15 protein-coding genes are annotated in these 12,247 nt (G+C 51.5%); 4 read left to right on the plus strand and 11 right to left on the minus strand.

Annotation, left to right across the window (positions count from 1 at the left end):
• The first annotated feature begins 120 nt into the window (after positions 1 to 120).
• Genes D4L85_RS02865 through D4L85_RS02870 form a run of 3 tightly spaced genes read left to right on the plus strand, consistent with a single transcriptional unit; the run spans position 121 to position 2,995 of the window.
• Positions 121 to 1,299: an acyltransferase family protein gene (locus D4L85_RS02865; RefSeq protein ID WP_119752905.1), complete on the plus strand. Its 1,179-nt coding sequence runs from the start codon at positions 121 to 123 to the stop codon at positions 1,297 to 1,299.
• Between the two features lie 41 nt (positions 1,300 to 1,340).
• Complete coding sequence (locus D4L85_RS34310) at positions 1,341 to 1,535, plus strand: hypothetical protein (RefSeq protein ID WP_160143506.1); 195 nt, start codon at positions 1,341 to 1,343, stop codon at positions 1,533 to 1,535.
• Positions 1,535 to 2,995: an O-antigen ligase family protein gene (locus D4L85_RS02870; RefSeq protein ID WP_119752906.1), complete on the plus strand. Its 1,461-nt coding sequence runs from the start codon at positions 1,535 to 1,537 to the stop codon at positions 2,993 to 2,995. Before D4L85_RS34310 ends, D4L85_RS02870 begins: the two co-directional genes overlap by 1 nt.
• Before the next feature lie 43 nt (positions 2,996 to 3,038).
• Here D4L85_RS02870 and D4L85_RS02875 read toward each other — a convergent pair whose 3' ends face one another.
• From D4L85_RS02875 to D4L85_RS02920, 10 genes are all read right to left on the minus strand, one after another.
• Complete coding sequence (locus tag D4L85_RS02875) at positions 3,039 to 3,353, minus strand: DUF3817 domain-containing protein (protein ID WP_119752907.1); 315 nt, start codon at positions 3,351 to 3,353, stop codon at positions 3,039 to 3,041.
• Positions 3,354 to 3,356: 3 nt separating this feature from the next.
• Positions 3,357 to 3,818, minus strand: coding sequence for a hypothetical protein (locus D4L85_RS02880; RefSeq protein ID WP_119752908.1), 462 nt, complete (start codon positions 3,816 to 3,818; stop codon positions 3,357 to 3,359).
• A 72-nt stretch (positions 3,819 to 3,890) separates the two neighbouring features.
• Positions 3,891 to 4,847 carry an AraC family transcriptional regulator gene (locus tag D4L85_RS02885; RefSeq protein ID WP_119752909.1) on the minus strand — a complete coding sequence of 319 codons (957 nt, stop codon included), beginning with the start codon at positions 4,845 to 4,847 and terminating at the stop codon, positions 3,891 to 3,893.
• Complete coding sequence (locus D4L85_RS02890) at positions 4,847 to 5,713, minus strand: NAD(P)-dependent oxidoreductase (protein WP_119752910.1); 867 nt, start codon at positions 5,711 to 5,713, stop codon at positions 4,847 to 4,849. Before D4L85_RS02890 ends, D4L85_RS02885 begins: the two co-directional genes overlap by 1 nt.
• A gap of 117 nt (positions 5,714 to 5,830) precedes the next feature.
• Positions 5,831 to 6,604, minus strand: a complete 774-nt coding sequence (locus D4L85_RS02895; protein WP_119758630.1) for a helix-turn-helix domain-containing protein — start codon at positions 6,602 to 6,604, stop codon at positions 5,831 to 5,833.
• A gap of 85 nt (positions 6,605 to 6,689) precedes the next feature.
• Entirely contained in the window at positions 6,690 to 6,950 is a 261-nt protein-coding gene (locus tag D4L85_RS02900; protein WP_228450751.1) for a hypothetical protein, read from the minus strand.
• 79 nt (positions 6,951 to 7,029) lie between these two features.
• Complete coding sequence (locus tag D4L85_RS02905) at positions 7,030 to 7,461, minus strand: VOC family protein (protein WP_119752911.1); 432 nt, start codon at positions 7,459 to 7,461, stop codon at positions 7,030 to 7,032.
• Positions 7,462 to 7,710: 249 nt separating this feature from the next.
• Positions 7,711 to 8,094 (minus strand): DUF3037 domain-containing protein, encoded by a 384-nt coding sequence (locus tag D4L85_RS02910; RefSeq protein ID WP_119752912.1) that lies wholly within the window; start codon positions 8,092 to 8,094, stop codon positions 7,711 to 7,713.
• Positions 8,072 to 8,866: a HipA family kinase gene (locus tag D4L85_RS02915; protein WP_119752913.1), complete on the minus strand. Its 795-nt coding sequence runs from the start codon at positions 8,864 to 8,866 to the stop codon at positions 8,072 to 8,074. The genes D4L85_RS02910 and D4L85_RS02915 overlap by 23 nt, the downstream gene beginning before the upstream one ends.
• 86 nt (positions 8,867 to 8,952) lie before the next feature.
• Positions 8,953 to 10,308 (minus strand): FAD-binding protein, encoded by a 1,356-nt coding sequence (locus D4L85_RS02920; RefSeq protein WP_119752914.1) that lies wholly within the window; start codon positions 10,306 to 10,308, stop codon positions 8,953 to 8,955.
• Positions 10,309 to 10,519: 211 nt separating this feature from the next.
• Between D4L85_RS02920 and D4L85_RS02925 the strand changes: the two genes are divergently transcribed.
• A complete protein-coding gene (locus D4L85_RS02925; RefSeq protein WP_119752915.1) occupies positions 10,520 to 11,140 on the plus strand; it encodes a 3-keto-disaccharide hydrolase in 621 nt (206 codons plus the stop codon).
• Between the two features lie 32 nt (positions 11,141 to 11,172).
• On the opposite strand, the gene D4L85_RS02930 is transcribed toward D4L85_RS02925, so the two are convergent.
• Complete coding sequence (locus D4L85_RS02930) at positions 11,173 to 12,216, minus strand: GNAT family N-acetyltransferase (RefSeq protein ID WP_119752916.1); 1,044 nt, start codon at positions 12,214 to 12,216, stop codon at positions 11,173 to 11,175.
• Positions 12,217 to 12,247 lie beyond the last annotated feature (31 nt).

Genomic DNA, 12,247 nt, shown 5'->3' on the forward strand with positions numbered 1-12,247 from the left:
CACCCCGCCAGATAAGACATTACCTTGAATTCCACAATTTCACTAGAAATAGGTTGGTCAATAGGTAAAAATCAAGAATGAACGGTTATTTTTAAAGCTGATAAAACTACCCTTGCCTCAATGTTTGAATTTTTGAACAGATTGCCCGATCGGCTCAAACGGATCACGACCGGTGCCGAGCTCATCCGGGAAATCGACGGCCTTCGCTTCATTGCCATTTTTACCGTTCTCATCCAGCACCTGCACGAACGTTTTGTACGGAATACGATCATCGAGTTTTCCAGCCCGGTGGAAGACAATGTCCTGGCGTTTGTGGCCACGCGGGGTTTTATCGGGGTCTATGTGTTTTTCATCATCAGCGGTTTTATCCTGGCGCTACCGTTTGCGGCCAAGCGTCTGGCCGGGCAAACGGAAATGAAACTGAAAAACTACTATATCCGCCGGCTCACCCGCCTGGAACCACCCTACATCATTTGGATGTCGATCATGTTTGTGGCGTTTGTCCTTTTCAAGCACCAAAGTTTTGCCGAATACCTGCCGCATTATTTTGCCAATATCACCTACACCCACGGGCTTATTTATCAAGGTTGGTCGCTCATCAACCCCGCCACGTGGACGCTAGAGGTCGAAGTCCAGTTCTATGTGCTGGCGCCTTTCCTCGCCTGGGGATTTTTCTCCATCCGCAACAAGGTGACGCGGCGCATTTGCATGACGTTGTTCATTTTTCTTTTCATGATCGTGCAGCAGAAGTTTGAATTCTTCCGCCTGCCCTATTACCTCACCGTGCTGGGATATCTTCACTATTTCCTCATCGGCTTTATCCTCACCGACATTTACCTGGTGGATTGGAAAGAGGTACGCCCCCGGCGCAATACGCTTTTCGATTTCCTGGCGCTGGCTTCGCTGGTATTGGTCATTCTCGTTTGGGATTGGGAATTCAATTTCCCCGATCGTTTGGCGGAAGCGGTGTTGTTCTTTGTTTTCTTTTATTCTGTTTTCCGTGGCAACTATGCAAACCGCTTTGTCACCAACCGTTGGATCATGTCCATTGGTGGCATGTGCTACACGATCTATCTCGTTCACTTGCCGCTCGCAGAGTTCCTGATGATCCTGACCCGTAATTTGCAGATCACGAACTATTACGAAGTGAACCTCATCGTGCAAGCGGTTATTTTCCTACCGTTGGTGTTTGTGGTGAGCGTGATCAGCTACCTGCTGTTCGAGAAGCCGTTCATGAACAAGGATTGGCCCAAAGTGGTTATCAACCTGCTATCCTCCAAGACCCGCAGCACCTTGTAGGGCGAGGAGGATGAAGCGTCCAGCCTGAACCGGCTGGCAGAATGACCATCCAAATCCACAAATCGGGCGATCCGGGAAAGCGTCAAATTCGCTATCTTTGGTGCGAATGCCCCAAAATGCTGCAGCGCATGGACGATGAGAATAAAATCGGCTTCGAAAAAATTCACAGGTTTGCCCTGATCTTGCTGGGCGCGGTCACCTCCTTGTTCTTCTTCTATAAAATTCTGTTTGGATAATGCCTGCGCCTGTCTTTTCCCTCCGGAATTCGTGGCTCATGGGCATCCTGCTCATCGCGCTCAACGTCGGCGTCCTGTTGCTCGCGAATCTTTTCGGCATTGTCATTAATGTGCTGGTCGTCGGCATCATCTTGTTTGTTTCCGTTTTTTACATCTCGTACCGGTTCCCGCGCTATAACATATTTTTTCTGCTGGCCAGTAGCTTTCTGATCCCGTTTTTTATCAAAGCATTCGGATTGTTTGGCATACCGGTGGGCGAGGCCATTCAGGGGCTTTGTTTTGTCATTTTGCTCACGCTCATCCTCAACGGCCGGATCGGTGGTCTGAAAACTTTACCGGGCATTTTGCTTTCCCTCTGGGTCTTTTACCTGTTTCTCCAACTGCTCAACCCTGCCGCCACCTCGCGTGTGGCCGGAGCGCTGGCCTTGCGTGGATACATCCCCCTGATCTCGGCATTCTTCATTGTTTATTCCTCGATCGAAAGCAAAAAGGATATTCACGCGCTTTACATCGCCTGGTTTTCGCTGGGATTGCTTTGCGGTATGTACGGATTGTTCCAGGAATTTGCCGGCTTACCCTCCTTCGACTATGCCTGGGCCAGCAGTGATGAGAATTTGTATGGGGCCTTGTTCACCTGGGGCCGCCTGCGCAAATTCTCATTCTTCTTCTCTCCTTCCGAATTTGGGATGGTGATGGCCATCACCGGCGTTGCCGCTTTCATTGTCTTTTTCTACGAAACGAAATTGAGGTTGCGCATACTTTCGGTCATTACGTGCTTTGTTTGTTTTTGGTCAATGCTCTATACCGGTTCGCGCACGGCCATGATCATGCTGCCGGTGGGCATGGTTATCTTTGCCGCCATCACGTTGCATCGCAAAGTGCTGATTGTCGTGGGGTGTTTTATTCTGATCGGCGCGGCGGTAGTGGTCGGGCCTTCATCCGGAGCGTTGTATGTGATGAGCACTGCTTTCTCCGGCACCGACGATCCGTCCATGGCGGTGCGCCTGAGAAACCAGGCAACCATACGGGCCTACATTCGTGCCAATCCCATAGGCTTTGGGTTGGGTAGCACCGGCTACCTGGGGATGAAATATTCACCCAACACCTTCATCGGTTCATTCCCGCCCGACTCTGAGTACGTGAAGATCGCTATTGAAACCGGCTGGGTTGGGCTGCTCTTATGGTGTGCCATCTCGGCCATCATGTTCGGGTACGGTGTCTCCATCTACTTCAAAACACGTGACCCGGTGTGGCGATCGGTAGTCATCATTGCGCTTACGGTTTTCTTTATGATGATCGTCGGGCTATATCCGCAGGAAGTGTTCTTCATTTCCCAGGTGCTTTCCATTATCTTCATGACCATGCTGGGACTCATCGCCCGCATCGATGCACGGGTGAGGCCCGGGGAACCGCGCCTTCCTGAGGCGGAGGAATACGAAGCGGAGGAATATCTTCCGTAACTACGCGATATTTTGACCCTACGCTTGGAAACGCATCGCGGCGTTATTCCGCGGTTGTCGCTTTGCGCAGAATGGTCTTGTCGATATAAAATGTTCCAAAGGGGATAAAGCTGGCCAGCAATACTTTCCAGGTGGTGGTCATAAATTTCCAACGCTGCTCCACGGCCACGCCCAGGGTGATGATGACATACACCACGAACAAGACGCCGTGCACGGGACCGATGGTCTTCACCAGCATGGGATTGCCCATCAAATACTTGACCGGCACACCGACAAATACCAGGAGGATCAACGATAAACCTTCGAGAAATGCTACGAGGCGCAACCGGCCGAGCGGTGATTGGAGATATTGTTTCATATTTTAAAATGGTCGTATATACGGACGATGGGCCCATGGCAAAAAGGGCCACGGAACGGCCAGCAATATAACGAGCAGCGCCACGCCAAACCAACCCAGCATGGTCCGGAATTTATCGCGGCTGGAAGCTTTTCGTTTTGCCCGCGCAGAGCCCAGGGTGATCATCACCACGGCCATCAGCATGCACGTGATGTGGATCAACCCAAAAAATGTTCCTTCGGTGTATCCAGCGGATTTAGCGCTAGAAAAATACGCTTTCACAAACGGACTGATCAGATACAAGTAGAAACCGGCCGTCAATTGAATATGCGCCAGCGTAGCCGTCCAGTGGCGCACGGCTTCATCGTGTTTTGTGAAATCCATTTGCAGCCGGTATCCACGGTAGGCGCGATAAAGAGCATACAACAGGCCGGCCAACACCGCCCAACGAAAAAGGGAATGAAACCATAAGACAAAGGCATACATGAGGGGCGTCGATTTGTTCCTCACAAAAGAAGACCGAAACCTGCTGCTGGATTAGGATGAATGCGGACTCTTTTAGGATTTTTCAATCCTGTTCCGGAATTGCAGCGGCGTCACGCCTTCCTGTTTCTTGAACAAGCGGCTGAAATAGGATGGATCAAAAAGACCAACTTCCGCGGCGATCTCGCTGACCGACAAATTACTTTGGTGCAGCAACACTTTCGCCTCCAACACCAGCGCCTCATCAATCCATTTGGTTGGCGATTTGCCCGTGACGGCTTTAACGGATTTGTTGAGGTGATTGGCGCTGATGTTCAGCAAAGCCGCATAATCGCCTACGCGGTGATGCGATTTGCTATGCGTAAATAACAGTGCTTTGAAACGATTTGTGAGATGCCCCGCCGGCGATGGTTTGTCCACCGACACGTTCGTGCGCGCTTGATTGATTTCACATAACAACGCGATAAAGTTCGACTGGATCACATCGATGTGATCCAGTCCATGTTTGGAATATTCGTTGAGCAATCTTTTGAAAAGATGCTCAACGTGCTGTGACGTCTCGCCGTCCAGTGCGATGCGTGGCGCGTTCCAGGGCTGTAGGAATTCGAAGTCTTTAAGCAACGCATGCTTGCTAAACTTCCCTAGCAGGCTGTCGTCCCGAAAATGACACAAATATCCTTTGTTCACATCGCGGTGCCGGAATGAAAAAACCTGGGTTGCCGGCACAACCAGACATTCATCCTTATAGATCGTGTACGACTCGCTGCCGATGGTCATGTTGGCTTCGCCGGACGTCAGGTAGATGAGCGTGTGCGCCGTCGAGCGCGCCGGTGGCACGGGCAGTTTGATCAGCCGCAACATGTCCTCTACACGCACGATAAAGAATTTTCCAAAATCCGATTTCAGGATATTGTCCAACGCTTGTTCCTGCTGCATGAAACGGTCGCGAAAAGACCGGGTGTCATAGGTTTTTATCTTCGCTTCTTGCGCAACCTTTTTTTCTTTCTCTCCGCGGTATTTCCGTTGTTGCATTACCTGTATTTTTTTTCCAGGTATTTGAAAATGGCCATGACGTCTTCTTCCGCGAAAGCGGTCTGTGAGGCTTGCTGATAGCTGTCGTGGACCGCCGGAAACATGGGCGTGTCCAATCCCGCGTCTTTCATCAGACGGAGGTCCTTGGCCATGAGCTTTAAGGCAAATGCAGGTGAAAAAGTATTGGCGACCAGGGATGACGATTTCAGCTTCAAGGCGGGACTGCCAAACGATCCCTCATTCATGATCGTGAGCATGTCTTCTTTTTTCACTCCGTTCTCTTCGGCAAAGACCACCATCTCGGCGAGGCCTTGCAGCGTGAGGGCTACAAAATAGTTCATCGCCAACTTTGCCGAGCTGCCGGCGCCCTGGCCACCCAGGTGCAATGATAGTTTTCCAATAACATCAAAAAGTGGTTTTGCTTTGGCATAGGCATCCGCTTCACCACCCGCTAAAATAATAAGCGTGCCATCCTGCGCAGGTTTCACGCTGCCTGACACCGGCGCTTCCAGGAATGCGATACCTCTTTGCAGACAACGGTCGGCCAAGTAGCGCGAAGTTTCAGGGGAAACCGTGCTCATATCGATCACCAGCTTGCCGGTGTGATTCTTTTCCAACAAGCCGTCTTTGCCATCGAATACCGCCTTCACGGCCACATCATCCGACACCATTGTGAAGATGATGTCGCATGATTCTATGATCGCGGCGGGGCTTGTGGCCGAAACTGCCCCGGCAGCAACGGCTTCCTTTTCCTTTTCTTTCGTGCGATTGAAGACCTGGACGCCATAACCGGCTTTCAACAAATTCTTTACGATCGGTGTGCCCATATTGCCCAGCCCAATCCATCCTACTTTTGGTTTACTCATCTTTTGTGCTTTAAAATTCAAAACTAATGTAGTGGGTAAATATTTCGCAATCGTTCTTCCGCAAACCAACATCATTAACATGCAGGGTGGTGCGCTTCAAACGATGCAACTGCAAGCTTACCAATGTGGCGGCACTTTGAAGAAGTCGTGTGGCGTGAGGCCGGTGAATACCTTAAAATCCTTTATGAAATGCGCCTGGTCGAAATAACCAGCCGCGTGACCGGCATAGGTCAGGCTTTTATGGGTGGAATAATTATCGATCAACGCTCGCAGTCGCACGAGGGACGAAAAATGTTTGGGGGAAGTACCGACAATTTTGCGAAAACGCTTCTCGAACGGATCCCGGCTGATGGGCAACGTGTCCATGAGGGTGGCGATGCGAATGTCGCCTTTTGCCTGTTGTATGGTTTGCACCGCATGAAGCACCAAGGGATCGTGCGGAGTTTCTCTTTTTGTGGACAAAAGAAATTGTTCTAATAAAGCAATACGGCGGCGGTTGCTTACGGCCTCCATCAACTGCTCTTCCAAATCCCGCAGCCGGTCACGGCGCACAATATCCTCCAGGTCAACGCTCGCTCCAAACCATTCGTGCAAAGACTCCCGAAACCAAGCCGATGCCCCGCCCTCTTCAAAGATGACCAATAGCGTGGCCGCACCTTTTTCGTAACGGACAAGCCGGGGTGTTTTTCGCAAGCCTGTGATGATGGACGAGGGCAAGGGTGCAGTGCTATCCTGTTCAGCAATCGTAATATCCCCGGCAAGGCGGAAAGCCATCACCATGGATGTGCTGGGCAAAATCCGGTTTTCCATCCCCCCATCGCTCGCCACGATCATAAAGGCCTTGATGTAAGGCCTCAATGCGGGGGAGGGAATGTATTTTTCTACCTTCATGCGAAATGCAATGTCGTAGAAACGTTCGTGCCAAACAAAAAGTTTGGCTTCCCTTGGGGGAACAATGTCCGGAGGCAAAAAAATCTTAAGGCAGCAACCGGAACAACGGATCGGCCGGCTGGTCCTCCATGGGCAGGACCTCGGCATGAAATCCAAACTCCTGCAGAATGTCGATCAGCACCTGCGGTTCCAGTTCGTCTGTTGAAGATTTCACGCGAAGGATCCGGTCGCAATCTTCCAGGTCGAAGGTGGCTTTGTAGTGCGAACACGTTTCATGAATGTGTTCGATCAACATGTTGGCGATGGCGCGATGCCGGACGTTGGTTTTAAAAACTTCGATCATCATTTTCTTGGCGTTACAAGTGATCTCAAAAGAAAATTGAACCTAAGTAAAAGCGAGCTGCCGACAGGCAGCTCGCTTCCCTCTATCCTTTGTTATTATTGTTGTCCTGATTGATCATCCAGGAGATTCCGAACTTGTCGGTAGCCATCCCAAAGTATGCGCCCCAGGATTGATCTGCCATCGGCACCACGGGCGTGCCTCCTGCCGAAAGTGCCTTGAACAGTCTATCGGCCTCCGCTTTGGAATCGGGACTCAGGCACAAGTGAATGTTGTTGCCCGGTTTCACCACTTGCCCCATCGACTCCACGGCGTCGGTTCCCATGAGCATGTTGCCACCGATCGGCAAGGATACGTGCATCAGACCTTTGGCTTCTTTGGGCGACATGCCTGCACCAGCCGGCGATTCATTGAAGCGTTGTATGAACGCAAATTCTCCGCCGAACACCGATTTGTAAAAGTTGAAAGCTTCTTCCGTGTTGCCCTGGAAATTCAGATAGGGATTTAAGATTACCATGGTATTAATTTTTAGGTTGATGGATCACGAATGGTGTTACACGCCGTTGTATTCACAAACCGCTCCAAAGCAGAAATGTTATGCGTGATAGCGATACAAAGATATTGGCGTCCGCTGCAACAGAGGGTGTCTGAACGCGGCAATTAGAGGGGTTGTTTGCGACACTTTTTCACTGGGGTGGCGTGAAGAAGTAAAATAGAACTCAAAAAGCCCCCATGGATCAGGGACGTTTCATACGCGGCTATTCATTCACAAGACCAGCTCATGATATAAACGCAACAAGGTTTTGTTTGCGTCGTCACACAGTCCCGGGTGCACCTTGGACGTTTGGAGGATCGTACTGCGTGTGGCCGTAAGCCAGCGAAAACGTTCGGCGATCGAGAGCGCGCCAATGGGACCGGCCGCGGAACCTCCTCGGCAGATGCGTTCGAAAGATTCGATGTGATTGTTCAATTCCATCAGGTCGACTTCGCCGCACAGGGCTTTGACCCGATCCGGGTTTAGGATGAAGCGGGTATCGAGAAACTTTTCATGCGAGCAATACAGGATCACGCCCACGTTGACGAACTCCTCTCGCTCGACACGGGGCACCACGCGGATGACGGCGTACTCAAACAAGTGACTCTCTTGCATACTGGGCTTCTTTTACAAAAAAATCGGAATGGGCAATGCGCGTGGTCAAAAATTGCGTATAGGCCTCGCGGTGTTTCTCAGGTGTTTCAAAGGGTGTGCCCTCCACCAACCACTCGTCGGGGATCAGGGCCACGATGTCGCGAATGCGGGCTTCGGTAAGCAACGCCGCGTACTCGGCGTTCACCGCGTCCAGTTCTTTGGCCTGGCGCAGCAGCACGTGATTCTTGACCAGCGGGAATGGTTTTTCAGGTTCTTCCCAACCATTCCAGGAATGATGAAAGTACAGCGATGCGCCATGGTCGATGAGCCACAGTTCTTTATGCCACCACAGCATATTGGTATTGCGCGCGGTGCGGTCCACGTTCATCAGCAAACTATCGAGCCACACAATCCGGGAAGCAAGCCGTGTGTCTACCGGTATCACCAACGAATCGAATGTGATGGAGCCCGACAAATAATGGAGTGCCAGGTTCAGACCCACGCTGGCTTTTAACAGGTCTTGTATTTCTTCGTCGCCTTCAATCCGTCCGAAGGCGCTATCGAGGTTGGCGAAAACTATTTCGGGAACCCGCAGGCCCAGGATGCGCGCGATCTCGCCGCCGACCAGTTCGGCAATCAAGGCCTTGGAGCCTTGGCCCGCGCCCCGAAACTTCAGTACATAAAGAAACTGGTCGTCGGCTTCGGCGATGGCCGGCAGCGACCCGCCTTCGCGCAACGGCGTGACGTAGCGGGTTACGTTTACGGTTCTCAATTGAGGATGGTCGTCCTTCATAGAATGCAAGGGATTCAGCTTGGGCTGGACAAACGTCTAAAAATACAACGAAAACGGGTATGCTGGGTAAAGGCCTGCATACTCTGCTAACTCGCCGCCGGGTAAAGGTTGACGTCCAGGAACTCGTTTCTGAATTTTCCCTGGGGATCATACCGGTTAAAAAGTTTCCGGGCGTCATCCAGCTTTTCGATGCGCGACTGCAACACCGCTGGTGCCAGGGTGAACAGCTTGCCCCAATGCGGGCGGGTGCCAAAGGGTGCGAGTTGTTCTTCAATGAGCGGCAGCACGCTCATCACGCCATCCCAATCCTGCTTCCAGGTGGTGTGCAACGCCACGGCATCGCGTTTGTAGCAAGGGCTTAGCCAGAGGTTGTCGGCGGCGATGGTGCGGATCTCGGAAATAAAGATGTACGGGGCGATCTTATCGTGAAGCTTTTCCATCGCCATCATGGCTTCGTAGCCGTGTTCGAGCGGCACAAAATATTCGGCCTGCAGTTCTTTACCGGCGCTGGGTGTGAACCCCATTTTAAAGTGGGGCAGCCTTTCAAACCACGGGCCTGGGATGCCCATTTGTTCGGTGCAATTTCCCGCCGGCTGGTCTTCGATGGGGTGCATGTTTTGCGTCGCGAGTTTGGCCCCGTAAAACTCCGGTGCTATCGCGGGGGGTACGCCATCCTCTACGCGGCTTTTGATCCAGACCTCGTTCACGTTTTTGTTCTTCCAATCCGTAAACAAGCTCACGCTATAGCCGCTGGACATGATCTCGAGAAAATTATTTTCTAACGCCTGCATGGGCAGGTTGCGATACACCACTTGCTGCATGTTGAACGTCGGTTGAAGTTGCAGCGTCACCTTCGTGACCACCCCAATCCCGCCTAACCCCACCACAGCGCCGTAGAACACGTCGCCATCTTTTTCGGCCGACAGGTGTATGATCTCGGCATTGCCGTTCACAAATTCGATCGCGATAACCTGCGTGGCCAGGTTTCCATTTTTTACGCCCGAGCCATGGGTGGCCGTCGCGATGGAACCCGCAATAGAAATGTGAGGCAACGATGCGAGGTTGTGCAATGCAAACCCATTCTCATGCAGGTATTGACATACTTCGCCGTATTTCACACCAGCCTCCACGGTGACCGTACCGGCTGTTTTGTCGAGGGAAACGATTTTGTTCAGGTCTCGCAGCGAGATCTGGTTTTCCGTGCTGTCGGCAATGCGGTTGAAGGAGTGGCGCGAACCCAAGGCACGCACCTTGTCGCATTGCCGCACCGCCGCCTGCACTTCTTCGACGGTTTTAGGATAGAACACATTGCCGGTGCTGTACTCCAAATTGCCCGACCAGTTGGACAGCGGTTTTTTATCGGGCGAACAAGCTACCAGGCGCGATAAAGCCGTGCCGGCCACCAAAGCGGTTGATGCTTTCAGAAATGATCGTTTATCCATGGGTGTACTCTTTTAAGCTTGGAAGACCGGTCTTCATTAACAAAGATGCAAAAATCGAAAGCAATCCAAATGACCCGCCGCACTTATTCAGCGGACCTTGCCGCGCAGCTACCGCACATCCATTCCGCCTTGCCTCTCGTGTATTCCGTTTGTGAAGGCGATTCCCTTTAGAAACATTTCGGTATCTTTATTTTTCACAAAAAACTCAGCCATGAAAACCTTCGTCACCCTTTGCCTGCCCCTCCTCTTGTTGCTCACCTTGTCGTCGCATAGACCTCCTGAAAATAAAGCGAGCGAATGGATCAGTCTCTGGGATGGCAAAACATTCGACGGTTGGAAAGTCGCCGAACATCCGGGTACGTTTACCATCGCCGATGGCGCGATCGTGGTGAATGGCGATCGTGCACATTTGTTCTATGAAGGGCCGGTGATGAATCACACGTTCAAAAATTTTGAATTCAAAGTGAAGGTCATGACCACACCCGGGTCGAATTCCGGCATCTTTATTCACACGACCTACCAGGAAGACGGATGGCCCTCCAAGGGCTACGAGATCCAGGTGAACAATACCCATACCGATTGGCGCAAGACCGGCAGTGTCTATGGCATCCAGGATGTTAAAGTTGCGCCAGCAAAAGACAACGAGTGGTTCACGCAAAGCATTACCGTGCAAGGCAAAAAGATCACGATAAAGATCAACGATAAAGTGATCAACGAATACACCGAAGGCGAAAATGGCAAGCTTTCCTCCGGCACGTTCGCCTTGCAAGGACACGATCCAAAAAGCAAAGTCTATTACAAAGACATCCTGGTGAAACCCCTGCCCGACTGATCGGGCACTTCACTCTTTTCCCGTTAAAAAAATTATGATAAGGGCCTGACAAATTTCAGGATCACTTCGGCCATGTCGTGTGGCGACGGCGTTGAAAAGAGCTCCTGTTCTACCAGGAGGAGATGGCGCGAGTAAAAGTCCGGATCGCTCGTGGGTTCTTTTGGCGTGAACGCCGGTGAGCAAAGCAGCATGTGAAACTCTCCGTCGCGCACATCAAACGTGACCGTCTGGAGAATGCCGTTCTCCGAAGGATCCGAATATTGCAGCAACAACGGAAAATCAAACAACTCGAAATCCTTCAAGTCGGGTACGAGGTTCGCGTCAAAATATTCATATTTCAGGATCTGGCCGGCGGGCAAAAGTGCCTTGAGGCTTTCAAGTTTGTTGAACATCACCTGGTAGGGCACATCGTCATCGTTGAATTGGGCGATGGGCACCCACTGTTGGGTGGTGAGTTTTAGAAATTGAAGTGCCGTGCGGCCGATGGTGAGCTTGTAGTCGAAATAGGCATAGCCGGGAACAAAATATCCCGGATAAAAATAGCGGAGCCCCTGCATTTTACAGAAATCCATTTTCCGGTAAATGAGGTATTTCCCCAGGCTGTATTTTTTGTATTCCGGATCGTACACGGAGGTAATGCCCATGGCGCTGTGCAAGCCCAGGTCAAAAAAACCAACGGCGATAAGCTTTTCACCGTCGTGTACCGTTATCTCATAGGTATTGTAGATCGTATTCACCGCGCGCTTGCCAAACAGCAACTGGCCCAACGAGGCGGAAGGCTCGAACGCCAGCGGCTGCCGGTAGCGGTGGTAGAGCGCTTCGTGCTCGGAAGTGAGTACCGCCGGTTGAATGCGGGTTTGAAAATTTTTGTTCTGTTTGAACAATTTTGCCTGGGCACTGTCTTTACCAAAATCGTCGAGCGCTACACGCAGCCATATGGCGCTGTACATTTGGTCCGAAAAATGCAGGAAGTTGGTGGTGAAGATGGTTTGGCCCATCCTAAACCAGCCCCGCGCCAGGTAGGCGTCCAGCGCTTGCGGATCTAAATGGTCGGGGTGCTCAACCTGGGCGAACATAGCGGAGTTAAAAAATAGCGCGTGACAATCA

This window comes from Chryseolinea soli (genome assembly GCF_003589925.1).
Classification (GTDB): Bacteria; Bacteroidota; Bacteroidia; order Cytophagales; family Cyclobacteriaceae; genus Chryseolinea; species Chryseolinea soli.

Bases quoted from the DNA above. Each gene is read 5' to 3' on its own strand.
- D4L85_RS02925 (WP_119752915.1), top strand. From the start codon at position 10,520: ATGAAAACCTTCGTCACCCTTTGCCTGCCCCTCCTCTTGTTGCTCACC.
- D4L85_RS02900 (WP_228450751.1), bottom strand. From the start codon at position 6,950: ATGATGATCGAAGTTTTTAAAACCAACGTCCGGCATCGCGCCATCGCC.
- D4L85_RS34310 (WP_160143506.1), top strand. From the start codon at position 1,341: ATGACCATCCAAATCCACAAATCGGGCGATCCGGGAAAGCGTCAAATT.
- D4L85_RS02930 (WP_119752916.1), bottom strand. From the start codon at position 12,216: ATGTTCGCCCAGGTTGAGCACCCCGACCATTTAGATCCGCAAGCGCTG.
- D4L85_RS02920 (WP_119752914.1), bottom strand. From the start codon at position 10,308: ATGGATAAACGATCATTTCTGAAAGCATCAACCGCTTTGGTGGCCGGC.
- D4L85_RS02905 (WP_119752911.1), bottom strand. From the start codon at position 7,461: ATGGTAATCTTAAATCCCTATCTGAATTTCCAGGGCAACACGGAAGAA.
- D4L85_RS02880 (WP_119752908.1), bottom strand. From the start codon at position 3,818: ATGTATGCCTTTGTCTTATGGTTTCATTCCCTTTTTCGTTGGGCGGTG.
- D4L85_RS02890 (WP_119752910.1), bottom strand. From the start codon at position 5,713: ATGAGTAAACCAAAAGTAGGATGGATTGGGCTGGGCAATATGGGCACA.
- D4L85_RS02870 (WP_119752906.1), top strand. From the start codon at position 1,535: ATGCCTGCGCCTGTCTTTTCCCTCCGGAATTCGTGGCTCATGGGCATC.
- D4L85_RS02895 (WP_119758630.1), bottom strand. From the start codon at position 6,604: ATGAAGGTAGAAAAATACATTCCCTCCCCCGCATTGAGGCCTTACATC.
- D4L85_RS02865 (WP_119752905.1), top strand. From the start codon at position 121: ATGTTTGAATTTTTGAACAGATTGCCCGATCGGCTCAAACGGATCACG.
- D4L85_RS02915 (WP_119752913.1), bottom strand. From the start codon at position 8,866: ATGAAGGACGACCATCCTCAATTGAGAACCGTAAACGTAACCCGCTAC.
- D4L85_RS02910 (WP_119752912.1), bottom strand. From the start codon at position 8,094: ATGCAAGAGAGTCACTTGTTTGAGTACGCCGTCATCCGCGTGGTGCCC.
- D4L85_RS02885 (WP_119752909.1), bottom strand. From the start codon at position 4,847: ATGCAACAACGGAAATACCGCGGAGAGAAAGAAAAAAAGGTTGCGCAA.
- D4L85_RS02875 (WP_119752907.1), bottom strand. From the start codon at position 3,353: ATGAAACAATATCTCCAATCACCGCTCGGCCGGTTGCGCCTCGTAGCA.